Origin of the sequence: Sphingomonas sp. BK481 (genome assembly GCF_014194875.1) — a bacterium.
GTDB lineage: Bacteria > Pseudomonadota > Alphaproteobacteria > Sphingomonadales > Sphingomonadaceae > Sphingomonas > Sphingomonas aerolata.
Genome location: NZ_JACIAP010000003.1, coordinates 408,448 through 433,300, shown reverse-complemented (window position 1 = coordinate 433,300; position 24,853 = coordinate 408,448). Strand labels below are relative to the sequence as shown.

At 68.1% G+C, this 24,853-nt stretch carries 25 protein-coding genes and 1 tRNA gene; 8 read left to right on the top strand and 18 right to left on the bottom strand.

Annotated elements, in window-relative coordinates; translation table 11 throughout:
* Window positions 1-121: 121 nt before the first annotated feature.
* The 5 genes from FHY04_RS08420 to glmM all read right to left on the bottom strand — a co-directional run bounded on the left by FHY04_RS08420 (window position 122) and on the right by glmM (window position 4,627).
* A complete protein-coding gene (locus tag FHY04_RS08420; RefSeq protein WP_183936097.1) occupies window positions 122-1,264 on the bottom strand; it encodes a site-specific DNA-methyltransferase in 1,143 nt (380 codons plus the stop codon).
* Window positions 1,265-1,441: 177 nt separating this feature from the next.
* Entirely contained in the window at window positions 1,442-2,080 is a 639-nt protein-coding gene (locus FHY04_RS08415; RefSeq protein ID WP_183936096.1) for a ribonuclease HII, read from the bottom strand.
* Window positions 2,068-2,859: a bifunctional hydroxymethylpyrimidine kinase/phosphomethylpyrimidine kinase gene (gene thiD / locus FHY04_RS08410; RefSeq protein WP_183936095.1), complete on the bottom strand. Its 792-nt coding sequence runs from the start codon at window positions 2,857-2,859 to the stop codon at window positions 2,068-2,070. The genes FHY04_RS08415 and thiD overlap by 13 nt, the downstream gene beginning before the upstream one ends.
* Before the next feature lie 212 nt (window positions 2,860-3,071).
* A complete protein-coding gene (locus FHY04_RS08405) occupies window positions 3,072-3,287 on the bottom strand; it encodes a DUF1272 domain-containing protein (RefSeq protein WP_031395385.1) in 216 nt (71 codons plus the stop codon).
* On the bottom strand, window positions 3,287-4,627 hold the full coding sequence (glmM, locus tag FHY04_RS08400) for a phosphoglucosamine mutase (protein WP_056673574.1): 1,341 nt from the start codon (window positions 4,625-4,627) through the stop codon (window positions 3,287-3,289). Before glmM ends, FHY04_RS08405 begins: the two co-directional genes overlap by 1 nt.
* 69 nt (window positions 4,628-4,696) lie before the next feature.
* Here glmM and FHY04_RS08395 point away from each other — a divergent pair, with 69 nt between their 5' ends.
* Together FHY04_RS08395 and FHY04_RS08390 are read left to right on the top strand one after the other, a co-directional pair.
* Window positions 4,697-5,971 carry a dicarboxylate/amino acid:cation symporter gene (locus FHY04_RS08395; RefSeq protein ID WP_056406869.1) on the top strand — a complete coding sequence of 425 codons (1,275 nt, stop codon included), beginning with the start codon at window positions 4,697-4,699 and terminating at the stop codon, window positions 5,969-5,971.
* The gene (locus tag FHY04_RS08390; protein ID WP_183936094.1) at window positions 5,946-6,938 is read left to right on the top strand and encodes an aldo/keto reductase; all 993 of its coding nucleotides are present in this window, start codon (window positions 5,946-5,948) and stop codon (window positions 6,936-6,938) included. Before FHY04_RS08395 ends, FHY04_RS08390 begins: the two co-directional genes overlap by 26 nt.
* Window positions 6,939-7,090: 152 nt before the next feature.
* Here the strand turns inward: FHY04_RS08390 and FHY04_RS08385 are convergent, their stop codons facing one another.
* Window positions 7,091-8,884, bottom strand: a complete 1,794-nt coding sequence (locus FHY04_RS08385) for a peptide MFS transporter (RefSeq protein WP_183936093.1) — start codon at window positions 8,882-8,884, stop codon at window positions 7,091-7,093.
* Window positions 8,885-9,048: 164 nt separating this feature from the next.
* Between FHY04_RS08385 and FHY04_RS08380 the strand changes: the two genes are divergently transcribed.
* On the top strand, window positions 9,049-9,624 hold the full coding sequence (locus tag FHY04_RS08380) for a nitroreductase (protein WP_031394567.1): 576 nt from the start codon (window positions 9,049-9,051) through the stop codon (window positions 9,622-9,624).
* Between the two features lie 37 nt (window positions 9,625-9,661).
* The gene (locus FHY04_RS08375) at window positions 9,662-10,018 is read left to right on the top strand and encodes a GntR family transcriptional regulator (RefSeq protein WP_031394568.1); all 357 of its coding nucleotides are present in this window, start codon (window positions 9,662-9,664) and stop codon (window positions 10,016-10,018) included.
* Between the two features lie 35 nt (window positions 10,019-10,053).
* On the opposite strand, the gene FHY04_RS08370 is transcribed toward FHY04_RS08375, so the two are convergent.
* Both FHY04_RS08370 and FHY04_RS08365 read right to left on the bottom strand, forming a co-directional pair.
* Window positions 10,054-10,884, bottom strand: a complete 831-nt coding sequence (locus FHY04_RS08370; protein ID WP_166746443.1) for an arylamine N-acetyltransferase — start codon at window positions 10,882-10,884, stop codon at window positions 10,054-10,056.
* Between the two features lie 413 nt (window positions 10,885-11,297).
* A complete protein-coding gene (locus FHY04_RS08365; protein ID WP_183936092.1) occupies window positions 11,298-13,010 on the bottom strand; it encodes an acyl-CoA dehydrogenase in 1,713 nt (570 codons plus the stop codon).
* A 46-nt stretch (window positions 13,011-13,056) separates the two neighbouring features.
* Here FHY04_RS08365 and FHY04_RS08360 point away from each other — a divergent pair, with 46 nt between their 5' ends.
* Window positions 13,057-14,061 carry an L-threonylcarbamoyladenylate synthase gene (locus tag FHY04_RS08360; protein WP_183936091.1) on the top strand — a complete coding sequence of 335 codons (1,005 nt, stop codon included), beginning with the start codon at window positions 13,057-13,059 and terminating at the stop codon, window positions 14,059-14,061.
* Window positions 14,062-14,149: 88 nt separating this feature from the next.
* On the opposite strand, the gene msrA is transcribed toward FHY04_RS08360, so the two are convergent.
* Window positions 14,150-14,692, bottom strand: coding sequence for a peptide-methionine (S)-S-oxide reductase MsrA (msrA, locus tag FHY04_RS08355; RefSeq protein WP_031395728.1), 543 nt, complete (start codon window positions 14,690-14,692; stop codon window positions 14,150-14,152).
* Between the two features lie 92 nt (window positions 14,693-14,784).
* Here msrA and galE point away from each other — a divergent pair, with 92 nt between their 5' ends.
* The gene (gene galE, locus FHY04_RS08350) at window positions 14,785-15,765 is read left to right on the top strand and encodes a UDP-glucose 4-epimerase GalE (RefSeq protein ID WP_183936189.1); all 981 of its coding nucleotides are present in this window, start codon (window positions 14,785-14,787) and stop codon (window positions 15,763-15,765) included.
* Window positions 15,766-15,777: 12 nt separating this feature from the next.
* Here the strand turns inward: galE and FHY04_RS08345 are convergent, their stop codons facing one another.
* From FHY04_RS08345 to folK, 5 genes are all read right to left on the bottom strand, one after another.
* Entirely contained in the window at window positions 15,778-16,530 is a 753-nt protein-coding gene (locus tag FHY04_RS08345) for a phosphatase PAP2 family protein (protein ID WP_183936089.1), read from the bottom strand.
* 6 nt (window positions 16,531-16,536) lie between these two features.
* Window positions 16,537-16,806, bottom strand: coding sequence for a DUF1488 family protein (locus FHY04_RS08340; protein WP_031395725.1), 270 nt, complete (start codon window positions 16,804-16,806; stop codon window positions 16,537-16,539).
* 175 nt (window positions 16,807-16,981) lie between these two features.
* Entirely contained in the window at window positions 16,982-17,401 is a 420-nt protein-coding gene (locus FHY04_RS08335; protein ID WP_183936088.1) for an HIRAN domain-containing protein, read from the bottom strand.
* An 87-nt stretch (window positions 17,402-17,488) separates the two neighbouring features.
* Window positions 17,489-17,564 (bottom strand) — tRNA-Lys (locus FHY04_RS08330).
* 18 nt (window positions 17,565-17,582) lie between these two features.
* The gene (gene folK / locus FHY04_RS08325; RefSeq protein ID WP_183936087.1) at window positions 17,583-18,059 is read right to left on the bottom strand and encodes a 2-amino-4-hydroxy-6-hydroxymethyldihydropteridine diphosphokinase; all 477 of its coding nucleotides are present in this window, start codon (window positions 18,057-18,059) and stop codon (window positions 17,583-17,585) included.
* Window positions 18,060-18,081: 22 nt separating this feature from the next.
* On the opposite strand from folK, the gene FHY04_RS08320 reads away from it, so the two are divergent.
* Entirely contained in the window at window positions 18,082-18,753 is a 672-nt protein-coding gene (locus FHY04_RS08320) for a uracil-DNA glycosylase (protein WP_183936086.1), read from the top strand.
* Between the two features lie 6 nt (window positions 18,754-18,759).
* Here FHY04_RS08320 and aguB read toward each other — a convergent pair whose 3' ends face one another.
* Genes aguB through FHY04_RS08300 form a run of 4 tightly spaced genes read right to left on the bottom strand, consistent with a single transcriptional unit; the run spans window position 18,760 to window position 22,579 of the window.
* Entirely contained in the window at window positions 18,760-19,620 is an 861-nt protein-coding gene (aguB, locus tag FHY04_RS08315; protein WP_183936085.1) for an N-carbamoylputrescine amidase, read from the bottom strand.
* A gap of 8 nt (window positions 19,621-19,628) precedes the next feature.
* Window positions 19,629-19,979 (bottom strand): DUF3147 family protein, encoded by a 351-nt coding sequence (locus tag FHY04_RS08310; RefSeq protein WP_183936084.1) that lies wholly within the window; start codon window positions 19,977-19,979, stop codon window positions 19,629-19,631.
* Complete coding sequence (locus FHY04_RS08305) at window positions 19,979-20,947, bottom strand: agmatine deiminase family protein (RefSeq protein ID WP_183936083.1); 969 nt, start codon at window positions 20,945-20,947, stop codon at window positions 19,979-19,981. Before FHY04_RS08305 ends, FHY04_RS08310 begins: the two co-directional genes overlap by 1 nt.
* Window positions 20,948-22,579: a M28 family peptidase gene (locus FHY04_RS08300; protein ID WP_183936082.1), complete on the bottom strand. Its 1,632-nt coding sequence runs from the start codon at window positions 22,577-22,579 to the stop codon at window positions 20,948-20,950. It abuts the gene before it with no gap.
* 204 nt (window positions 22,580-22,783) lie between these two features.
* Here FHY04_RS08300 and FHY04_RS08295 point away from each other — a divergent pair, with 204 nt between their 5' ends.
* The gene (locus tag FHY04_RS08295) at window positions 22,784-24,760 is read left to right on the top strand and encodes a S9 family peptidase (protein ID WP_183936081.1); all 1,977 of its coding nucleotides are present in this window, start codon (window positions 22,784-22,786) and stop codon (window positions 24,758-24,760) included.
* Window positions 24,761-24,853 lie beyond the last annotated feature (93 nt).

The following is a 24,853-nucleotide window of genomic DNA, read 5'->3' as shown; positions in this document are numbered from 1 at the left end:
CGGCTAATCCCGTTCGTCCCGTATAGGCATCGAGCACGTCGCGATGCCGTATCGAGGGACATGTACCTCGATACGAGCCCTCGACTACGCTCGGTCTCTACTCGGCACGAACGGCAATTCGCTAGACCGTCGTCGCCAGCAAATAGGTCTGGCGGAGGTCGTCGATCGGTTTCAGCCCCTTGTCGCTCTCATAATGCCAGAAGCTCCAGCCATTGCAGGCGGGCGCGTTCTGGAGCGTCGAGCCGAGCTTGTGGATCGAGCCGATCGTGCCGCAATCGCTGAGCAGCGAGCCGTCCGCGCGGATCGTCGCGCGCCAGCGGCGCTTGCCGTCGGTCAGCACCGTGCCAGGCGCGAGATACGCATTCTCGACGAGCACGCCGAACGCGACCTTGGGCTGTGCGCGCGGGCTCATCATCGTCGCGAGTGCGGATTCGTCGAGCGGCAGCGCGGCCTCGATCCGCTCCTGCGCCGCCTCGATATACTCGCCCTCGCGGTCGATCCCGATCCAGTTACGGCCGAGCCGCTTGGCGACCGCGCCGGTGGTGCCGGTGCCGAAGAACGGGTCGAGCACGACGTCGCCGGGCTTGGTGCAGGCGAGCAGGATCCGGTAGAGCAGCGCCTCGGGCTTCTGCGTCGGATGGACCTTGGTGCCGTTCTTCTTCAACCGCTCGGGGCCGCCGCAGATCGGGAATTCCCAGTCGCTGCGCATCTGCAGCTCGTCGTTGAGCGTCTTCATCGCGCGGTAGTTGAAGGTGTATTTCGCCTTCTCGCCCTTCGACGCCCAGATCAGCGTCTCGTGCGCGTTGGTGAAGCGGGTGCCGCGGAAATTGGGCATCGGGTTGGTCTTGCGCCAGACGATGTCGTTGAGGATCCAGTAGCCGAGATCCTGCACCGCCGCGCCGACGCGGAAGATGTTGTGATAGCTGCCGATGACCCAGATGCTGCCATCGTCCTTGAGGATCCGGCGCGCTTCCTTCAGCCAGGCGCGGGTGAAGCGGTCATAGGCGGCGAAGGTGTCGAACTTGTCCCACTCGTCGGTGACCGCGTCGACATGGCTGCCATCGGGGCGATAGAGTTCGCCGCCGAGCTGGAGATTGTAGGGCGGATCGGCGAAGATCATGTCGATCGAGTTCGACGGCAGCGCCTTCATGCGCTCGATACAGTCGCCGCGCAGGATCTGGTCGAGCGGCAGCGCGGGCTGCACCGCCGGCGCCGCTACCTTCTTTACCGCGCGCGGCCGCGCGATCGTGTCGATCAAACCCATGTTTTTGCGCCCCTTGTCGACCCCCATAGCTGCGGAATTGTCCGACTCCGTCAAGCAGAGTTTCATGAACGGCGCGCGCGCGCGAATCCGTCGGTGCGACCAAACGAGTCGCCGTCGCCCAGATGTTGAGTCGTGACAGACTCGCGCCTCAAGCCCTTGGGGTGTGGCGCGAAAGACTCAGCTCGTCGTTTCCTTCGCGAAAAGGCCCTCGCGCGCCAGATAGGCCGCCGCGACGGGGGCGAAACTGCGGCGATGAATCGGTGTGGGGCCATGATCGCGCAGCGCCTTCATGTGGTGCGCGCAGCCGTAACCCTTGTTCGAATGCCAGTTATATTCGGGATGAATGTCGGCGGCGGCGATCATGATCAGGTCGCGCGTGTGCTTGGCGACGATCGAGGCGGCGGCGATCGACAGCGATTTCGCATCGCCGCCGACCAGCGGGGTGGCGGGGTAGCTCCAGCGCGGCAGGCGGTTGCCGTCGACCAGCACATGGCCGGGCGCGTGGCCGAGCTCGGTGGCGAGCGCGTCGACCGCGAGCGTCATCGCCTTCATCGTCGCCCAGTAGATGTTGAGCGTGTCGATCTCGTCGGGCTCGACGATGCCGATACCGACGATCGCACAGCCCTTGAGCCGCGCGCAGAGCCGTTCGCGCTCGGAGGCGGAGAGCTTCTTCGAATCGTCGATGCCGCGGGGCACGCCCTTGGACGGCAGGATCACCGCGGCGGCGACGACCGGACCGGCGAGCGGACCGCGACCGGCCTCGTCGACGCCGGCGACGGGGCCGACGCAGAGCTTTTCATGTTTCATGCCGGGCATGTGCGGTCTCTCAGCTGGTCGAACGGGCTGACGCCGAGCGCGTGCCCCATCGGCCCGTGCCCTGCGCCAAGCCCCGGCGGCTGCGCAAGCGCGGCGCGGACGAACGCGATCGCGCGCGCGATGGCTGCGTCGAGCGACATGCCCTGCGCGAGGCCGGTGGCGATGCCGCTGGCGAGCGTGCAGCCGGTGCCGTGCGCGTGACGGGTTTCGATGCGGGGGTTGGTCCACAGCGTTTCGCCGGCGTCGGTGACGAGGCGGTCGGTGACGCGCGGGCCTTCGGCGTGGCCGCCCTTGATGAGCACGGCGGGCCCGAGTGCGCGTACCGCCGCCTCGCCGCTCAGCGCTGCGAGTTCGGGGAGGTTGGGGGTGACGAGCGTGGCGATCCGCATGAGGCGGGCGAAGGCGGCGATCGTGTCGGGGTCGGCGAGCACCGAGCCGCTGCTGGCGATCATGACCGGGTCGAAGATGATCGGTATCGGTTCGCGGGAGAACATTGACGTCAGGCGGTCGGCGACGGCGTTGGCGGTCTGGGCCGAGCCGATCATGCCGATCTTCACCGCGTCGACGCCGATGTCGGACACGACCGAGTCGATCTGCGCGAGGACGATGTCGGTGGGCACCGGGTGGACCGCCTGCACGCCGAGCGTGTTCTGCGCGGTGATCGCGGTGATGGCGGTCATCGCGTGGCCACCGAGCATCGTGACGGTCTTGATGTCCGCCTGGATGCCGGCGCCGCCGCCTGAATCGGAGCCGGCGATGATGAGGATTCTGGCGGTCATTGGCGGTGCCGGGCGGGGTTGGAGGTCATGGGTCGGGCTATGGCATAATCGGTGCGGTGCGGGACAGGGAAGCGCGACATATGCGGGCATCCTCCCCGGCGGAGGCCGGGGGCCAGTTGGGAAACGTTGCTGGGTGAGCGCAGCGCTTCGTTACTGCGACCTTGCCAGCTGGAACCCGGCCTTCGCCGGGGTGGTAGAGGTTTCGAGAGGGTCTAGTGCCGCCGGCCCGAGGCCGGTCTCTGTGGCGGGGCGTCGCCGAACCGGGTCGGACGGTCGAGGAGTTCGCCGCCGCAATTGGGACAGCGCTCGTCGAGCGCGTCCGCGCAGGACGCGCAGAAGGTGCATTCGTACGAGCAGATGAACGCGCCGGGCGCGTCGGCGGGAAGCTCGGCGGCGCAGCGTTCGCAGGCGGGGCGCATCTCGAGCATCAGGCGGCAACCTTGCGGACGGCGTCGCAGATCCGGTCGACGACGCGCCCGACCTGACCCGGATCGTCGCCCTCGGCCATCACGCGGATCACGGGTTCGGTGCCCGACGGGCGGATGACCAGCCGCCCCTTGCCGGCGAGTTCGGCCTCGGCCTGCGCGATCACCGCTTTCACCGCCTCGTCGTCGAGCGGCTTGCCGCCGCCGAATCGGACGTTCTTCAACAGTTGCGGCAAGGGTTCGAACCGGTGGAGCACCTCGCCCGCGCGCGCGCCCGAGCGCTTGACCTCGGCGAGGATCTGGAGCGCGGCGACCAGGCCGTCGCCGGTCGTGGCATAGTCGCTGAGGATGATGTGCCCCGATTGCTCGCCGCCGACATTATAGCCGCTCGACCGCATCTTCTCGAGCACGTGGCGATCGCCGACCTGGGTGCGGACCAGCCCGAGCCCCTGCGCGGCGAGATGGCGTTCGAGGCCGAGATTGGACATCACCGTGGCGACGAGACCGCCGCCCTTGAGCCGCCCCTGCCGCGCCCAGCTTGCCGCGATCGTCGCCATCAGCTGATCGCCGTCGACGATCGTGCCGGTCTCGTCGACGACGATCAGCCGGTCGGCGTCACCGTCGAGCGCGATGCCGATATCCGCGCCGCTCGCGACCACCGTCTCGGCGAGTGCCTGCGGTGCGGTCGAGCCGACGCCGTCGTTGATGTTGGTGCCGTCGGGCGTGACGCCGATCGCGACGACGTCCGCGCCGAGTTCCCACAGCGCCGAGGGGGCGACCTTGTAGGCGGCGCCGTTCGCGCAATCGAGCACGATCCGCATCCCGTCGAGCCGCAGATTTTCCGGAAAGGTCGACTTGGCGAAATGGATGTAGCGCCCCTGCGCATCGTCGATCCGGCGCGCGCGGCCGATCTTGCTCGACGCGACCAGCGGCACGTCGCCGTCGATCAGCGCCTCGATCGCGGTCTCGGCCTCGTCGGACAGCTTGAAGCCGTCGGGGCCGAACAGCTTGATCCCGTTATCGGCATAGGGGTTGTGGCTGGCGGAGATCATCACGCCGATATCCGCGCGCATCGACTGGGTCAGCATCGCGACCGCGGGTGTCGGCATCGGCCCGACCATCACCACGTCCATGCCAACGCTGGTAAAGCCCGCGACCAGCGCGGATTCGAGCATATAGCCCGACAGCCGCGTGTCCTTGCCGATCACGACGCGGTGCCGGTGATCGCCGCGCAGGAAATAGGCGCCCGCCGCCATGCCGACCTTCATAGCCATCTCCGCGGTCATCGGCGATGCGTTGGTGGCACCGCGAATGCCGTCGGTGCCGAAATATTTCCTTGCCATCGTCAATGCTTTCCGTCCGGTATCGCTCTCTGGCATCGCTGATAGCGCGGTGGAACACGAAGGGCGAGCATGTCGCAGACTACACGGATACTCGCAGCGCTGTTCGGCGGCATCGGGATCGGCATCGCCGCGGCCGCCTGGTCGCCGGCCCACGCGCTCGCGGCGACGGCGGTGACCCAGCCGATCGGCGCGGCGTGGCTGCACGGGTTGCAGATGGTGATCGTGCCGCTCGTCGTCGGGCTGCTCGTCACCGGGATCGGCGCGACGACCGAGGCGGCACGCGCCGGGCGGATCACGATGCGGGCGATGGTGATGATCGTCGTCATCCTGTGGAGTTCAACGATCATGTCCGCGCTGGTCATGCCGTTGATCCTCGATGCCTTCCCGCTGCCGCGCGGGCTCGGCGCCGCTCTGCGCGCCGCGCTGACCGGTGCCGCCCCGGTCGGGCCGGTGCCGGGGATCGGCGCGTTCTTCGACACGATCGTGCCGACCAACATCGTCGCCGCGGCATCGAGCGATTCGTTCCTGCCGCTCACCGTCTTCGCGCTGACGTTCGCGTTCGCCGTGACGAAACTGCCCGACGATCGCCGCCGCGTGCTGACCGGCTTCTTCCAGGCGGTCGTCGACGCGTTGCTGATCATCATCAAATGGGTGCTGAAACTCGCGCCGATCGGCATCTTCGCGCTCGCCTACGGGGTCGGTGCGCGCACCGGGACGGCGGCGTTCGGCGCGCTGCTGCACTATATCGTCTGCGTCTCGGCGATCGGCTTCATCGTCCTGCTGAGCGCCTATCCGATCGGCATGATCGGCGGCCGGGTCAGCCTGGGCCGGTTCGCGCGCGCGGTCGCGCCGGCGCAGGCGGTGGCGATCAGCACCCAGTCGTCACTCGCCTCGTTGCCGGCGATGCTGAAGGCCTCGACCGAGCTCGGCGCGTCGCCCGCCACCGCCGGGATCGTCCTGCCGCTGTCGGTCGCGGTGTTCCGCGCGACCAGCCCGGCGATGAACCTCGCGGTCGCGCTCTATGTCGCGCACTGGCTGGGGCTGCCGATCGGGCCGGGACAGATGGCCGCGGGCGTCGCGACCGCGGCGATCACGACGATGGGATCGATCTCGCTGCCCGGCACGATCAGCTTCGTCGCCTCGGTCGCGCCGGTCGCGCTGGCGATGGGCATCCCGCTCGAGGTGCTCGGCCTGCTCATCGCGGTGGAGACCATTCCCGACCTGTTTCGCACGGTCGGGAACGTGACGATGGACACCGCCGTCACTATCTCCGTCGCGGCGCGGTCCGATCACGGCGGCGGCGCCGAGGAGATTCCGCATGAAGTATCGCACGCTCGGCCCTGATTTCGAGGTTTCCGCGCTCGGCCTCGGTTGCATGCCGATGGCCGGGGTCGGCAAGGACATGTACGGCAGCGCCCCCGCCGACGAGAGCATCGCGACGATCCACCGCGCGATCGAACTGGGCGTGACGCTGTTCGACACCGCCGAAATCTATGGTCCGCTGATCAACGAGGAGCTGCTTGGCAAGGCGATCCGGGGCAAGCGCGACGGCGTCGTGATCGCGACCAAGTTCGGCTTCCGCTATGACGAGAACGGCATGACCGGGGTCGACAGCACGCCCGCCAATGTGCGGCGTGCGTGCGAGGGATCGCTCAAGCGGCTCGGCGTCGAGACGATCGACCTGCTCTATCAGCACCGCGTCGATCCGGGCGTGCCGATCGAGGAGACGGTGGGCGCGATGGCCGAGCTCGTCCGCGAGGGCAAGGTGCGGCATCTGGGGCTGTCGGAGGCCGGGCTCGACACAATCCGGCGCGCCGCGGCGACGCATCCGATCGCCGCGCTGCAGAGCGAATATTCACTGTGGGAGCGCGGGGTCGAGGACGCAATCCTGCCTTTGTGCCGTGAGCTGGGGATCGGGTTCGTGCCCTATTCGCCGCTGGGGCGCGGGTTCCTGACCGGGCAGATCACTGCGCGATCGGACCTGCCCGAGGGCGATTACCGCCGCAACGACCCGCGCTATTCGGACGCAAACTTCGCCAAGAACATGGAGATGGTCGCGGTGGTGACGGCGATCGCCGACACGCATGGGGCGAGCCCGGCGCAGGTCGCGCTGGCGTGGCTGCTGGCGCAGGGCGACGACATCGTGCCGATCCCGGGGTCGAAGCGCCGCGTCACGCTGGAGGACAGCATGAAGGCGGCCGACGTCACGCTGTCGGCGGACGATCTGGCGAAGCTTGATGCGGCGGCGCCGAGGGGCGGCACCGCGGGGCCGCGCTACGGTGAGAAGGCACTGTCGATGACGCGGATCTGACCGGGTCATACCCTCTCATAACCGTCATCCCCGCGCAGGCGGGGATCCAGACTGGCAGGCCGTGGTCTATCACGAACTGCAGAGTGTCTGGATCCCCGCCTCCGCGGGGATGACGGATTATTGGGGATGATGCGTCGGCAGGTCCAGCGGCCTTACTGGACCCCGTGCATCCACTTCTTGATCAGCGGCGAGATCAGCAGCAGCAGCACGCCGATCCCCGCCGAGACCAGCCCGATCGTCCAGAACACGCCGGCATAGGTGTCGAGGCTGACCTTGAGATTGGTCACCTGCCCGCCGACCGTCTCGACGCTGGCGACCTGTGCGACGATGCCCGCGACATATTGCGCGACCGAGATCGACAGGAACCACACGCCCATCATCAGCCCGACGACGCGCGCGATCGACAACTTGGTGATCATGCTGAGCCCGACCGGCGAGATGCAGAGCTCGGCGAACGAGTGGATGAAGTAGAGCCCGGCCAGCCACCAGATCGCGACCTTGAACGTCGGGCCGACCATGCTCGCGCCCCAGACGAGGAACAGGAAGCCGACGCCGACGCCGATCAGGGCGATGCCGAACTTGACCGGGATCGACGGCTCGATGCCCCTGGCCGCAAGCTTGGTCCACAGGATCGACATCACCGGCGCCAGCGCGACGATGAAGAACGCGTTGAAGAACTGCGTCTGCCCGGCGGAGATGCTGAACAGGCCGAACACGCTGAGATCGGTGTTGCGGTCAGCAAACAGCGTGAGACTCGAGCCTGCCTGCTCGAACAAAGTCCAGAACACGACGTTGAAGACGATCAGCACCATTGCCGCGAGCATCATCTGGAACTCGCGCCGCTCGCCATTGACGAACGACCAGATCAGGATGCCCGGCACCGCGACCAGGAACGTGCCGAACAGCAATTTGCCCATCAGCGACAGCGAGACGATGTAGCCGATGATCCCGGAACCCGGCACCGGCGGCTCGGCGTTCATCAGGTTGACGAACAGCAGGTAGAAGATCGGGATGCCGAGCAGCGCGAGCGCATAGATGCCGAGCGCGCGATCGGGGCCGCTGCGCACCGGCGGCTCGCCGTAGCCGTTGAGTTTGCCGCCATCGAACTGGATCAGCGTCCACGAGAACAGCATGCCGATCGCCGCCAGCCCGAAGCCGGCCCACCAGCCGAACGCGACCGCGAGGAACGGGCAGAGCAGCTGCGAGAAGAGCGAACCGAGGTTGATCCCCATGTAGAAGATCGTGAACCCGGCATCGCGGCGCTTGTCGCCCTGCGCATAGAGTTCGCCGACCATCGTCGAGATGTTGGGCTTGAAGAAGCCGTTGCCGACCGAGATCATGCAGAGTGCGAGCAGCATGATCGTGACGTAGAAGCTGCTGCGTTCCGCGCCCGATTCAAAGCCGCCCTTCTCGACCGTGCGCGCGACCGCGCCGTCGGCGGCGAGCAGCGAGACGGTACCGTCGTCATTGCCCTTGATCTTCAGCTTGTTCGCGCCGTCGACGAGGTAGCGGACCTCGCTGTCGGCCTGTTCGACGACCTGGATTTCGTAACGCTGGTTGGCGATCGTCGCATAGGGCTTGGCGGTCTCGCCGCCGAAGCAGAGCAGCAGATAGCCCATCGCCATGATGATCGCGCCGAACTTCACCGCGCGCTTCGAGCCGAGATACTGGTCGGCGAGATAGCCGCCGACCAGCGGCGTCAGATACACCAAAGCGGTATAGCCGCCGTACAGCCCGGTCGCCTCGCGATCGCCGAACACGAAATGCTTGGTGAGGTACAGCGTGAGCAGCGCGCGCATGCCGTAATAGCCGAAACGCTCCCACATCTCGGTGGTGAACAGTCGCGCGAGCTGGCGGGGATGGCCGAACCACGTCTCCCCGCTGGCGGGGTTCACATGGGTGATATCCGGCTCTCGCGGCGTATCCGCGGTCGGGGTGTCCACCATCTTTTACGCTCCCTGAAACGCTGGGCCGCCGTCGAACGCGGCGGCTTCATTGCGGCCTTACCTAGCGGCAAAGCCGGGACTGTAAATATCGGTGGCCGCGGGACCGCCTGCTAAATCGCGGATGCGGCTGTAAATTGCCGCGCCCCGTGCCTATCTGCGGAGCGATGTTCAACGACACTTCCAGCCCGCTTTCGCTGCTCGCGACCCGCCGTTCGGGCAAGCCGCGCGACCTTGTCGCACCCGGTCCCGATGCCGACCAGCTCGCGCAGATCCTGGCGATCGCGGCGCGCACCCCCGATCATGGCAAGCTGGCGCCGTGGCGGTTCGTGGTGGTCGGCCAGGACCAGCGCACCGCGCTCGCCGCGCTGATCATTGATGCGTACCGCGTCGAGCGGCCGACCGCGTCGCGGACCGAGATCGAGGCGCTCGACCAGTTCGCGCACCAGGCCCCGGCGCTGGTCGTCGTGCTGTCGTCACCCAAGCCGAGCCACATTCCCGTGTTCGAACAGGAATTGTCGACCGGGGCGGCGTGCATGAACCTGCTCCACGCGGTGCATGCGCTGGGCTTTGCGGGCGGCTGGCTGACCGGCTGGCCGAGCTATTCGGACACGGTGCGCGATGCGTTCGGCGAGGGCCATGAGCGGATCGCCGGGTTCCTGTTCGTCGGCACGCCATCCCGGCCGCTCGACGAACGGCCCCGCCCCGATATGGAACGTGTCGTCTCGCGCTGGCGGCCCTAGGACTCGACGAAATGGCCAATTGCTGTATTAAGGCAGCATGACAGCGCTCAGCAGCGAAGACAGCCCCGTATATCTCCGCCTCCGCGCCACGATCGCCGCCGGGATATTACGCGGCGACTATCGCGCGGGTGATCAGCTGCCCTCGGTCCGTGCCTTTGCCGCCGAGCATGGCGCCAACCCGCTGACCGTCGCCAAGGCCTATCAGACGTTCCAGGACGATGGCTATGTCGAGGTCCGGCGCGGCGTCGGCATGTTCGTCCTGCCGGGGGCCGCGGAGGCGTTGCGTGTGGCGGAACGCGAGACGTTCGTCACCACGCACTGGCCGCGCATCCTTGGGCATATCGACCTGCTCGGCCTCGACGCGCGCGACCTGCTGGCGCACGAACGGGCCTGAGCCACCCCGCGGGGTGATCCCGCGCGGCGGGTGGCTCAGAACAGATTCAGCGCGGCGATGTCCTCGACGCTCAGGTCGATCCCGAACAACAGGCTCATGCGGATCCGGTAGACGCGCGGGTCGGTGATCTCGCCTGCCGCCGTGTCGGTGCCGGACCGCCGGCGATAGGTACGCCCCATCAGCGAGGCGAAACCATTGGGCAGGACGATGCTGGCGATCGCGGTCTGCGTGAAGCGGCTCGCGGGGGCGGTCGACGTCCAGTGATTGCCGAGCAGCAGATCGGCGTCGAACACCTCGGCGAGCGTGAAGCTGTATTGCGGCTGGAACCCGCCGCTCGCGCCGCGTCCGTCGGTGGTCATCGGATCCCCGTTGCGCAGCAGCATCCAGCCCTGTTCGCCGTGATCGCGGCTGGTCGCCTCGAGCCGGAAGCGCGCGCCATCGGGTGCGGTCGCCTCGGCGCCGTCGGCGAGCGGGAGCACGGGGGTGTAGCTGCCGCCGAAGCCGGTGTCGGCGATCCAGGCCTGCCCGTCGATCGTCACGAGCGCGAAAGTGTGCGTGAGCGGCGGCACTTCGGTCGCGGCGATCCAGACGCGGGCGAGCACCGGGCGGGCGGCAAAGCCCAGTTCGGCGAGCGCATCGAGGAACAGCCGGTTATGCTCGAAGCAATACCCACCGCGGCGCGCGGTCACGAGCTTTGCGAACACCGAGGCGCTGTCGATCGCGATGCCGCGGCCGAGCACGACGTCGAGATCCTCGAACGGGATGGCGAGCCGGTGCGCCAGCTGCAACCGGCCGAGGCCGATCGAATCAAGCGTGGGCCGCGCGGGCATGGCGACACGGGTCAGATAGGCGTCGAGATCGAACATCGGTCGGGGGGTCCTCGTTTGGGTTTGCCCTTACCGTGCGTGTGGCGCGGCCGTCGAGTGTTGAAGGGCGGGTGGGGGTTGTTGGGGGGCATGGCCGCGGTTCTGGGGCGGGCGTGCACCACATGCACGTACGTCCCCCGCCGTCGCGTGCATACGTCCCCCGCCACCGCCCCTAGCCCCCGCCGTTCGTGCTGAGCGAAGTCGAAGCACCTGGGTTGGGGCGGCCCTTCGACTGCGCTCAGGGCGAACGGGGGTGGGGTGTTTGGGAATGGGGCGAATGAAAGCGGGCGAACGGGGTGGGTGTGCGCACCAGCCCCCTCCGTCATCCTGGGCTCGACCCAGGATCCAGAGCCACGGACGCCCGCATGCGTGGCTCTGGATCCTGACTTTCGTCAGGATGACGGGAGGGGGACTTACGCCGCGAACAGCGCCGGTTCGATCGCGTAGAGCACCGCGGCGCTGGCGCTGGCGGCGGCGACGAGGCCCATGGCTTCGGGGACGATCTGGTCGAGGTAGAAGCGGACCGAGGCCGCCTTCATCCGTCCGAAATCGTCGGTGCCGGCGACCGCGCCCTGGCGCTCCATCAGCCAGCCGCAGGTCGCGACCGACAGCATCGTCAGGAAGGGATAGCTCGCGGCGAGCTTGTCGTCGGCGTCCGCGGTGGCGAGGCGGCGGCCGATCGCGTCGCAGGCGTCGACGAGCGCGAGCAGCCGTTCGTCCCTGGCTTCCGCGCGGATGTCGGCGATCAGCGTGGCGAACGCGCCGCCATTGTCGAGCGCGAGCTTGCGGCCGACCAGATCGGCGGCCTGGATGCCGTTGGTGCCTTCGTAGATCGGCGTGATGCGCGCATCGCGGAAATACTGCGCGGCACCGGTTTCCTCGACATAGCCCATGCCGCCATGCACCTGGATGCCGAGCGAGGCGACCTCGTTGCCGATGTCGGTGCCGTGCGCCTTGGCCAGCGGGGTGACGAGTTCGAGGCGGTTGCGCGCCGCGGCGTCGCCCATGTTGGCGCGGTCGACCTGCCCGGCGGCATAATAGACGAGCGCGCGCGCCGCCTGGGTCTGCGCCTTCATCCGCAGCAGCATGCGGCGGACGTCGGGATGCTCGACGATCTTGACCGACTCCTTGTTCGGCGAGCCCGCGCGCGCCGACTGGACGCGGTCGAGCGCATAGGCGACCGCGCCCTGGGTGGCGCCCTCGGCGACCTGCACGCCCTGAAGCCCGACATTGAGCCGCGCATTGTTCATCATCGTGAACATCGCGCGGATGCCGCCGAGTTCCGCACCGATCAGCTCGCCGACGCAGTCGTCATTATCGCCGAAGCTCAGCACGCAGGTCGGCGAGGCGTGAAGCCCCATCTTGTGCTCGATCGAGACGACGCGGACGTCGTTGAAGTCGCCGGGCGTGCCGTCGTCGTTCAGACGGTATTTCGGCACGAGGAAGAGCGAGATGCCCTTGGTACCCGCGGGCGCGCCGGGCGTCCGCGCGAGGACGAGGTGGACGATGTTCGGCGCCATGTCGTGATCGCCGAACGAGATGTAGATCTTGGTGCCCTTGATCGACCATTTGCCGTCACCCAGCGGCGTGGCGGTCGCGCGGAGCGCGCCGACGTCGGAGCCGGCCTGCGGCTCGGTCAGGTTCATCGTGCCGGTCCATTCGCCGGTCGCAAGATGCGGGAGGTAGAGCGCCTGCTGCTCCGGGCTGCCGTGATGCGCGAGCGCCTCGATCGCGCCGACGGTCAGCGTCGGGCAGAGCGCGAAGCCCATGTTCGCCGAGCCCAGCGTGTCGAGCACCGCGGTCTGGATCGCAAAGGGCAGGCCCTGCCCGCCCCATTCCTCCTCGACGCCGATCGTGCCCCAGCCGCCCTCGACATAGTCCTTGTACGCCTGGGCAAACCCGTCGGGCATGACGACGCCGTCGGGGGTCCATTTCGCGCCGACAGTGTCCCCTGCGCGGTTGAGCGGCGCCCATTCGCCCGCGGCGAACTGTCCCACGCCTTCGAGCACCGCGTCGACGACGTCGTCGCTGGCGGCGGAAAACCGGTCGGTGGCGGCGAGTTCGCCGATCCGCACGACGTGATCGAGCACGAAACGCTGTTCGGTGGTTGCTGGGGTGAAGGCCATGGCATCCTCTTATCGCTATGCTTTGCGCCCGCTATAGGCCTTCAGAATGACGCGTCCACACCCCCTGATTTTACCCTACGGCACCGCGGCGGTCGCGCAGGCGGCGGCGATGATTCGCGCCGGCGGGCTCGTCGCGGTGCCGACCGAGACGGTCTACGGACTCGCCGCGGACGCGACCGACGCACAGGCGGTGGCGGGAATCTACACCGCCAAGGGGCGGCCGAGCTTCAACCCGCTGATCGTGCATGTCGCGGATCTCGCCGCGGCCGAACGGATCGCGGTGTTCGATGCGGACGCGCGCGCGCTGGCCGCGGCGTTCTGGCCGGGTCCGCTGACGCTGGTGCTGCCGGTGCGCAGCGATTCGGGGATCGCGGCGCTGGTGACCGCGGGGCTCGACACGATCGCGATCCGGGTGCCGCGGCACCGCGCGATGCAGGCGCTGATCGCGGCATCGGGGCGGCCGCTCGCGGCGCCGTCGGCCAATGCGAGCGGGGGGATCTCGCCGACGACGGCGGCGCATGTCGCGGCGAGTCTGGGGGGGAACGTGCCGCTGATCCTCGACGATGGCGCGACCGAGGCGGGGCTCGAGTCGACGATCGTGGCGGGGCGGACGGTGTTGCGGCCGGGGCCGGTGACCGCGGACGCGCTTCTAGAACACCTCCCCGGCGAAGGCCGGGGCCCAGGTGGAAAGGTCGCTGCAACGGAGGGCGACGGGCCTCACGGTCGTCCCCCAACTGGGCCCCGGCCTTCGCCGGGGGGGCGTGCGGTTACGGCGCCCGGGCAGCTTGAAAGCCATTATGCGCCGAGCAAGTTGCTTCGGTTGAACGCGGTCGCAGCCGAGCCCGATGAATGGCTGATCGGGTTCGGGGCGGTTGCAGGGGATGTCTCGCTGTCGACGTCACGCAGCCTCGTCGAAGCGGCGGCGAAGCTGTTCGACCTGCTCCACGCGGCCGATGCGAACGACCGTCCGAGGATCGCCGTCGCACCCATTCCGTCCGAAGGCATCGGCGAGGCGATCAACGACCGCCTCCGCCGCGCCGCGCATCGCTGACCTGTTCCCCCGCGCAGGCGGGGGTCCAGGAATTGCGTTGGCATCCGGTATTTAGCTGGACCCCCGCGTCCGCGGGGGAACAGCGTCGTTACGCGCTGACCGCGGCCTTCGACCGTGCGGCAAAGCTCTTGCGGAGCTTCTGCAGCTTGGGGGGGATCACCGCCATGCAATAGGGGTTGGAGCGCCCCGAGGTTTCCCAATAATCCTGGTGATAGCCTTCGGCCTCGTACCAGGTCGTCATCGGCTCGATCGTCGTGACGATCGGCTTGGCGCTGTCCGCCTGTGCACGCTCGAGCGCGGCCTGCATCTCGGCCTTCTGCGCGTCGTCGGCGGGGAACATTGCCGAACGATATTGCGTGCCGACGTCGTTGCCCTGCCGGTTGAGCGTCGTCGCGTCATGCGTCGCGAAGAAGATGTCGAGCAGGTCGCCGAGCTTCAGCTGTTCGGGATCGAAGCCGATCCGGATCGCCTCGGCATGGCCGGTATCGCCGCCGCATACCTGTTTGTAGGTCGGATCAGGCACATGCCCGCCGATATAGCCGCTCTCGGCGCTCTCGACGCCAATCACGTCCTTGAACACGGCCTCGGTGCACCAGAAGCACCCGCCCGCCAGCGTTACATAATCCGTCATCACGATCTCCTTTCCGCCAAGATAGGAAGCCGCTACCCCGCAACAAAGAGGAGACGCATGTGATCGACGGTCCAAGGCTTGATGGCAGGGTGATGGTAACGGGCGGCGCCGGCTATATCGGCAGCCATGCGGTCCTGGCGCTGCTCGACGCGGGGCATGAGGTGGTCGTGGTCGACAATCTGGTCACCGGCTTCGACTGGGCGGTCGATCCTCGCGCAACCCTGGTCGAGGCGAACGTCGCCGACGATGCGAAGGTCCGCGCTGCGATCCGCGATCACAAGGTCCGCGCGATCATGCATTTCGCCGGCTCGGTCGTGGTGCCCGAATCGGTCAGCGACCCGCTCAAATATTACCGCAACAACACCGCCGCCAGCCGGTCGCTGATCGAGAGCGCGGTGGCGGAAGGCGTGCCGCACTTCATCTTCTCGTCGACCGCGGCGACCTATGGCACGCCCGAGAAGGTGCCGGTCGCCGAGAGCGATCCGACCGTGCCGATCAATCCCTACGGCATGTCGAAGCTGATGACCGAGGCGATGCTGCGCGACGTCGCGGCGGCGCACCCGATCAACTATGCCGCGCTGCGCTATTTCAACGTCGCGGGCGCGGATCCGCAGGGGCGCAGCGGCCAGTCGACGGTCGGCGCGACTCACCTGATCAAGATCGCGGTCGAGGCGGCGACGGGCAAGCGCAGCCATGTCGGCGTCTATGGCACCGATTTCGCCACCCCCGACGGCACCGGCGTGCGCGACTATATCCATGTCAGCGACCTTGCCGCCGCGCATGTCGCCGCACTCGACCTGCTGGTCGCCGAGCCGGCGAAGAGCCACACGCTGAACGCTGGCTATGGCACCGGCTTCTCGGTACTCGAGGTGCTCGATGCGGTCGACAAGGTCACCAACATGACGATCGACCGCCGTCTCGAGGGGCGTCGCGCGGGCGATCCGGCGATGCTGATCTCGGACAACAGCGCGATCCTTTCGACGCTCGACTGGACGCCGCGCCATGCCGATCTCGACGGGATCGTCCGCGATGCGCTGGCCTGGGAACGCACGCTCGCCGAGCGCCAGCGCTAGGAACGGGCCCGATCAGGCGTCGGCGGGCGGGCGGCCAAAGGCGTGGCGCTCGCCGCCGATCGCCGCCCGGGCGCGCGCGGTGGCGAGCCACCAGCCAAGCGCCCACAGCGTTCCGAAGCTCCAGCCGGCGAGCACGTCGCTCGGCCAGTGGACGCCGAGATAGACGCGGCTGCATCCGATCGCCCCGACCATCAGGATCGCCATGACGAGGATGTAGCGCCGCGCTGCATTCGACACGGTGACCTGCGACGCGAGCCCGGCGAGCGTGAGATAGACGATCGCGCTGTTCGCCGAATGCCCGCTCGGAAAACTCATGTTTGAGACCTGGACCAGATGGTCGACGATGTCGGGTCGCGGCCGCGCGACCTCGGTCTTGACCAGCGCGACGACCATCCCGCCGCTGATACTGGCGGCGAGCGTCGCCGCCGCGCTGAGCCAGAGCCGCTGGACCGCGAGCAGCCCCGCCGCCAGCACCACGATGATCGTCAGCACGACGCCGCCGCCGAGCGCGGTGACGTCGGCGGCGACCTTGGGCAGCCAGGACGGCCCGCCCCAGGCGCGCAGGTTGAGGATGATCGCGCGGTCGAAATCGAACGGCCAGTGGCCGACCGCGAGACCGATCAGCAGGACGAGCGCGATCGCGACCGCGCCGACCGATGCACCCGCAAGCACCACCGGCAGGCGACGGCGATGCGCCTCGCCCGGGGTGGCGACGCCGGGCGTCACGCTGCGATCACCGTCGCCACGGCCGGCCGACGCGGTCATGCGGAATTATTCCAGATCGCCCTCGTCGATGACGATGAGCGATGCGGACGGCTTCTTCATCGCGGCTTCGGCGCAGACGTCGACGATCTCGTCGCTGAAGCGCTCGAACAGCTCGAGCGCGTCGTCCTCGGGCTCGTCGCCGCTGAGCTCCTTCAGCACGGCATATTTCACCGCGAAATCACGGTCGTCGCCGTCGATCTCGGCGGTGAACTCGACCTGCCGCTCGCGGTCATTGTCGGTAAGGCTGTTCTGGTCGATTACGAGGCTGCTGGCCATGTCTTGAACTCCCGGGGTTACGCGATCGTCCCTGCCCGCGCCCCTCGTGCAGGGCAAGCCGGTAAAACGCGTTTTGCGCTTCGCCGATACAGGGTTGGTCAGGCAGCGATAACCCGTGAGCCCGGCCTTCGATCCGGGAAACGCCCACGCAGCGGCGTTTCGCCACCCCGAGCGATCAGGCGCCCCATTCGGGTCCGTCCTCGTCGCGGTAGAAGCCGTCGTCACGGTCGGGTTCGGGCGGGGGTGGCGGCGGGCCGGGATCCGCGATCGGCGGCGGCAGCGCAGGATCGCCTCCGCCAAAGCGGATGCGGATATAGGCGCTACCCTGATGCATCGCCTGGAACAGCGCGCTCGTCTCCTCGGCCTGCAGCCGCCGGCCGATCATCGGCGCGCGTTCGGCGCTGATATAACCGAGCTGGATGTCGCGTTCGCTCCACACGCCGACCGCATTCGAATCATGCGGATTCTTCGGTTCGCGGCGCAGGGTCACGCGGTCGCCCGGCGCACAGAGCAGGATTTCCATCCGCCGGTTGCTCCGGGTCTTGTCCGCATTGGGGAAGTCGATGCCGACGATCGAGGTGGTGAATTCGTCCATCGCGCGACGATGCGCGCGCCGGCGCGGCCGATCAAGCAGTGCGGATCGGGGGGCGAATCGGGGGCTTGCGAGAGGAGGAGGTGCCGATGGTGGGTCCGCCGGGGCTCGAACCCGGGACCTCTCGATTAAAAGTCGCTTGCTCTACCAACTGAGCTACGGACCCGACATCGGCTGCGAGCCACTAGGGGCGCAGCCGCGGTCGGTCAACCTTGTGCGCGAGATGGCGGACGCTTTGCCCGGTCAGCGGGTCGCGCCAGCGCGGCGCGATGCGTGCGAGCGGTGCCAGCACGAAGCCGCGGTCCCGGTAGGCGACGTGCGGCACGTTCAGCCCCCGCCCCCTCCACGCGCCCCCCGACCACAGGATGATGTCGAGATCGATCACCCGCGATCCCCAGCGACGCCCGCGCCGCCGCCCGAACGCGGCCTCGATTCGCTTCAGCCGCGCGAGCAGCACGGGCGGCGAGTCGCGCGTCTCGATCAGCGCGACCGCATTGGCATAGCGGCGGATCGACGGCCCGAGCGGCGCGCTCGCGATGATCGGCGACACGGCGACGACGCCGCCGACCGCGGCCAGCGCGGCGCGGATCGTCGCAGCCGGCGCGCCGTGGATCCCGCGCCGATTCGATCCGAGCGCGATCGCATAGGTTGTCCGCTCCATCCGACCCGCCTAACGCACCGCGATGAACTTCGCACCCTCCCCGCTGCCCGAAACCGAGCCGCCGCACGACTGTCCCAATTGCCCGCGCCTCGTCGCCTTCCGCAACGAACTGCGCGCCGAATTCCCGACCTGGTGGAACGCACCCGTCCCCGCGTTCGGCGATCCCGACGCGTGGCTCGGCATCATCGGCCTCGCGCCCGGCAAGCACGGCGCCAACCGCACCGGCCGCCCGTTCACCGGGGATTTCGCGGGGCAGCTGCTCTACGACACGCTCGGCAAGTTCGGGCTGGCAGACGGCGTCTTCGCGGCGAAACCCGATGACGGGCTGAAACTCAACGGCGCGATCATCATCAACGCGGTCAAGTGCCTGCCGCCACAGAACAAGCCGACCCCGGAGGAAATCCGCACCTGCCGGCCGTTCGTCGAATCGCAGCTTGCCGAGCTGCCCAAGGCGCGGATCTTCATCGCACTCGGCCAGATCGCGCACCAGACCAGCGTCAAGCTGCTCGGCGGGCGCCTGCCCAAGGCGAAGTTCGGCCATCTCGCCGAGCATGTCATGCCCGACGGCCGCATCCTGATCGATAGCTATCACTGCTCACGCTACAACCAGAACACCCGCGTCCTGACCCCAGAGATGTTCGAGGAGGTCTTCGCACGGGCGCTGGAGTTGCGGCGCAGCATCGCCGCAGCATAAGCTGCGTCAGACGTCCGCGACGAGCCGTCCGTAAAGATCAGGTCGCCGGTCGCGGAAGAAGCCGAAGGCGGCGCGGTGGCGCTTGACGATGTCGAGGTCGATCGTTGCGGTGATCACGCCCTCGTCGTCACGGCCGAGTTCGGCGAGGATATCGCCGCGCTCGTCAGCGATGAAGCTGGTGCCGTAGAAGGTCTGGCCATGCTCGACGCCGACGCGGTTGGCGGCGACGATCGGGACGACGTTGCTGACCGCATGACCGACCATCGCACGCCGCCACAGCCGCGCGGTGTCGAGGCTGGTGTCGTGCGGCTCGCTGCCGATCGCGGTCGGGTAGAACAGGACCTCGGCGCCCATCAGCATCATCGCGCGCGCGGTCTCGGGATACCATTGGTCCCAGCAGACACCGACGCCGAGCGTCGAACGGCCCTGCGCTGAAGTGTGCGGCCAGACCTTGAAGCCGGTATTGCCGGGGCGGAAATAGAATTTTTCCTCATAGCCCGGGCCGTCGGGGATGTGGCTCTTGCGATAGACGCCCTGCACCTCGCCATCGGGGCCGATCATCGCGAGGCTGTTATAGTGATGCGGGCCATCGGCTTCGAAGAAGCTGGTCGGGATCGTGACCTTGAGCGCCTCGGCGAGCGCCTGCATCGCGAGCACCGCCTTGTGCTCGCCGACGGGGGCGGCGTTGGCGAACAGGCCCTCGTCCTCGACGCGGCAGAAATATTCGCCCTCGAACAATTCGGGCGGCAGGATCACCTGCGCGCCACGCGCCGCGGCCTCGCGGACCAGCCGCGAGACATTGGCGATGTTCTTGTCGATATCGGCGGTGAAACCGAGCTGGAGCGCGGCGACGGTGATCTCGGTCATGCGAATTCCTATAGCGTCACGCCGAAGCGCGCCGCGATTGCGACGACCGCGAGATAGAGAAGGATCGTCAGGACGCAACCGGCAGCGAGCGAAACCCAGAAGCCGACACCGTGCCGCAACAGCACCGGGATCAGCAGGAACATCGGCAGCGACGGCAGCACGTACCAGAAGGTCGCCTCGGCATGCACCGCCAGCCGGACGCGGTCGCCGGTGTCGTGCCACAGCCAGATCATGCCGAGCACCGACAGCAGCGGCAGCGACGCGACCAGCGCCCCTGCCGCCGGACTCCGCCGGGCGATGACCGCGATCAGCGCGACGATGATCCCGGACAGGACCGCGCGGACCGCGAAGGCGAGCATCAGCCGGGGATTTGCTGGCTGATGCAGTGGAAGCTGCCGCCGCCGGTCAGGATATGATCCGCACGCTGCCCGACGACCTGACGGTCGGGGAAGATCGCCTGGATCGCCGCGACCGCGGCATCGTCATTCTCCGCGCCGTAGAGCGGCACGACGACGGCGGCATTGCCGATGTAGAAGTTCATGTAGCTGGCCGGGACGATTTCCTCGTCGCGCAGCACGCGGCCGGGCGACGGGATGCCGACCACCGTCAGGCCGGCGCGCTCCGCAGCGCGCTTCGCCAGCTGATAGACCTGCCAGTTGGGGTCGTTCTCGGCTGCCTCGGGAATCGCGACGCGGCCCTCGCCGACGAAGCGCGCGAGATTGTCGACATGTCCGTCGGTATGATCGTTGACGAGGCCGTCGCCGAGCCACACCACCTGGCTGAAGCCGAGATCGGACTTCAGGCGCGCCTCGATCCCCGCCTTGTCGAGGTCGGGGTTGCGGTTGCGGTTGAGCAGGCACTGCTCGGTCGTGACGACCACGCCGGTGCCGTCGCCATCGACCGCGCCGCCTTCGAGCACCCAGTCGAACGCCGCGAGCGTCTTGCCGCGGCCCTCGGCCAGACGGCGGCCGATCGTGTCGTCGCCGGGCAGGTCGTATTTGCCGCCCCAGCCGTTGAACACGAATTGGTGCGCGGTGCCGTCGCCGACGATGATCGGCGCGGTGTCGCGCAGCCAGATGTCGCCGAACGGCTCGACCACGACCTCGGCGAACGGCGCGAGCCGGCGTGCGGTCCGCGCCGAGCCCTCGTCCGCGGCGACCAGGATCACCGTCTCGCCGCGGCCGTCGGCATGGACTGCGGACGCAAACGCGACGACCTCGTCGCGCGCGGGTTCGAGATCGTCGAGCCACAGATCGGCATGGCTCGGAAAGCCGATCCACACGGCCTTGTGATAGGCCCATTCGGCGGGCGGGGGGAGTGTCGTCACTTACTTGGCTCCTGCGCGATCTTTGTCGCGGATGTTGCGGAATTCGGCGGTCTTGTACCAGTTCGGCCACAGCGCGGTGTCGTCGGCGAGCTTGCGGCCGAGCCCGTAATAGATCGTCAGATCCTCGACTGCACCCGACCAGTCCCATTTGGCGTCATATTCGTCCGCGGGCTTGTGATAGCGGTTCGCGACATAGTCCTCGCGCGCGGCATGGCCCGCCGCGGTGCCGCCGACCACCAGATCCTCGCCGCTGCCGCCGTCGAGCATCGGCACGCCGAGCTTGGCGAAGCTGAAATGGTCCGAGCGGTAATAGCCGCCGCGTTCGGGGTTCGCCTCGACGCCAATCACGCGGCTCTGCGCGGCGACGAACGGCTTGACCAGATCCTCGATCTCCGACTTGCCCGCCCCCGTCAGCACGAAGTCCTTCACGCGGCCGTCGACGTTCAGCACGTCCATGTTCACGCCGCCGACCGTCCGCGCGAGCGGATAGACGGGATGTTCGGCATAATAGCGCGAGCCGAGCAGCCCCGATTCCTCCGCGGTCACCGCGAGGAACGCGATCGAGCGCTTCGCCGGGCCGGCCTTCACATGCGCCTGTGCGAGCGCGATCAGCCCCGCGGTGCCCGTCGCATTGTCCGCCGCGCCGTTGCAGATGTCGTCGCCACCCACCGCATCGCAGCGGCCGAGATGATCCCAATGCCCCGAATACAGCACGTAATCGTCCGGTGCGGTCGTGCCCGGCAGCACGCCGATGACGTTCTTCGACGCCTGGCGCCGGATCGTGTTGGCAAAGCCCGTCGACAGCTTGAGGCCGAGCGGTACCGCCTTGAAGCCCTTCACCTTGGCCGCCGCGGCGAGCGCCGCATAGTCCTTGCCCGCACTCGCAAAGACGCGTTCGGCGGCAGGCTTCTGCATCCAGCCGATCACCTGCGACTGGTCGAGATGATCGCCCGTCTCGTCGAGCTCGAGCTGCGGCCCGGTCCAGGACGACTGCACCACCGCCCAGGGATAGGCTGCGGGTTCGGTGTCGTGGACGATGATCGCCGCCGCCGCGCCGTGCTTCGCCGCATTCTCGAACTTGTACGGCCAGCGGCCATACCAGGTCATCGCGCGGCCCTCGAACGGCCCTTCGCGGCCCATCGTCTGCCAGTCGGCGTCGTTGATGAGGATGACGACGGTCTTCCCCTTCACGTCGACGCCCGCATAATCGTCCCAGCCCTTTTCGGGCGCGGTGATCCCGTAGCCGACGAACACGACGTCGCTGTTCGTCACGGTCGCGGTCGGCGCGACGCGGTAGGTGCCGGCGACCATGTCGGTGCGATAGGCGAGGCTGACGGGAGCGGTGCCGCCGGTGAAGACGAACGGCCGGACGTCCTTGGCGGTGATCTCGACCATCGGCACGTCCTGCGTCCAGCTGCCCTTGTTGCCGGGTTTCAGCCCCGCGGCCTTCATCTGCGCGACGAGATAGGCGACGGTCTTCGCTTCGCCCGGCGTGGTCGGCGCGCGGCCTTCATAGGCGTCGGACGACAATGTCTGGGTGACGGTCTTGAGCGTTTCGACCGAGATCGCGGGCGCGGTCTGCGCCGAGGCGGCGGTGCCGAGAAGGAGCAAGGGCAGAAGGGCAGCGCGCATAGGGATCTCCCGAGTAAGTGCCGCGCGTTCTGGCAGCGTGCCCCCCGCCGCGCAAGGCATGCGCCACCCCCGCGGTGGTCGCCTCGGTCCCCGCCCCCGGTCTGGTGCAAATTGGACGAAAATGCACGGCTGGCGTCGTCCGCGGCGTTGTAGGGTGCGCAGCGGGGCTTGGTGCGGGGGATAAGAATGCGGTTGCGATCAATGATGCGCGTGCGCGTGGGCATGGCGCTGTGCGTGGGGATTTCGACGACGGCGGGCGCCGCGGACCCGGCCGGGCCGATGGCGGCAGCGTTCGGCGCGCGCGAGGCGGTCCAGCAGATGAGCCTGTCGCCCGACGGGACGCATGTCGCGATGATCGTACCCGTTCGCGGGCACGGTGCCGCGCTGCGGATCGCGAACATGACCACGGGCGAGGTGGCACAGCCGATCCTGTCCGCGGCGGGGGATCCCGAAACGCTGACCTCCTGTCGATGGGCCACCGACATCCGCGTGATCTGCCAGATCCGGACCGCGTCGAAGAGCAGTTTCGGGCTGATCGGCTTCAGCCGGACGGTCGCGATCAATCGCGACGGCAGCGCGATGAAGATGCTCAGCGCCCGCACCAACGACCGTTCGCTCGGCATGATGCAGGACGGCGGCAGCGTGATCGACTGGACCGCCGACGGCGTCGCCGGCGCGGTGCTGATGACGCGCAGCTTCGTGCCCGAGATGACGACCGGGATGCAGACCGCGAGCAGCGGCGAGGGCCTGGGAGTCGAACGAATCGACAGCGTCACGCTCGCACGGCGGACGATCGAGGCGCCGCGCGGGACGGCGGACGAGTATATCAGCGACGGTCGCGGCATGGTGCGGATCATGGGGCTGCGCAGCCGAAGCAACGCCGGCTACGAAACCGGGCGGACCGACTATCTGTACCGGAAGCCCGGCGATCGCGCCTGGTTGCCGCTGAGCCGGCTGGAGGGCGGTCAGAACGGTACCGGGTTCAATCCCTATGCCGTCGATCCGGCGCTCAACATCGCCTATGGCTTTGACGACAAGGATGGCCGCCAGGCGCTGTTCAAGGTTGCGCTGGACGGCACGCTCACGCGCGAGCTCGTGCTGGCCCACCCCGATGTCGATGTCGACGGCCTGATCCGCATCGGCCGGCAGAGCCGCGTGGTCGGCGCCACCTATGCGACCGATCGGCGCGAGGTGGCGTTCTTCGACCCTGCGCTGCGCGCGCTGGCGGCGTCGCTCAACGCGGCGCTGCCGGGGAAGCCGATCGTGACGTTCATCGATGCCAGTGCGGATGAGAACACGCTGCTGCTGTTCGCGGGCAGCGACGTCGATCCCGGCCGCTATTACCTGCTCGACCGCAAGACCCGGAAAATGGGCGAGGTGATGCCGGCGCGCGCGCAGCTCGCCGGCATCCCGCTCGGCAGCGTCAAGCCGATCAGCTTTCGCGCGGCCGACGGGACAATGATCCCGGGCTATCTGACGCTTCCCGCCGGCAGCAGCGGCAAGGGGTTGCCCGCGATCGTGATGCCGCATGGCGGGCCGGGTGCGCGCGACGAATGGGGGTTCGACTGGCTCCCGCAATTCTTCGCCGCGCGCGGCTTTGCCGTGCTTCAGCCCAATTTCCGCGGCTCGACCGGCTATGGCTCGGCCTGGTTCCAGAAAAACGGCTTCCAGTCGTGGCGCACCGCGATCGGCGATGTCGACGATGCCGGCCGCTGGCTGGTCGCCCAGGGAATTGCCGCGCCCGCCACGCTGGCGATCGTCGGCTGGTCCTATGGCGGCTATGCCGCGCTCCAATCGGCGGTCACCGAACCCGGGCTGTTCAAGGCAATCGTCGCGGTCGCGCCGGTGACCGATCTCGATGCATTTCGCGAGGAAGCGCGCGGGTTTACCAGTTACACGGTGGTCGACGCCTTTATCGGTCGCGGTCTGCACGTCCAGGCGGGATCGCCCGCGCGCCATGCCGACCGGATCACCGCGCCCGTCCTGATGTTCCACGGCGACCGCGACCGAAATGTCGGCATCGACGAATCGCGGCTGATGGCATCGAGGCTGAAGGGGGCGGGCGGCAAGGTCGAGCTCGTCGAATTCCCCGGTCTCGATCACCAGCTGGACGACGATGGTGCGCGTACCCTGATGCTTGCCAAGGCGGATGCATTTCTCCGCAACGCGATGGGGATGTAGCGCAACGAAAAAGGGCGGCCCCGGAGGACCGCCCTTTTCCTTTTTCGAACCGCGCCGTGGCGGGGCCACGTCGTCGGACGTCGCCTGCGCGAC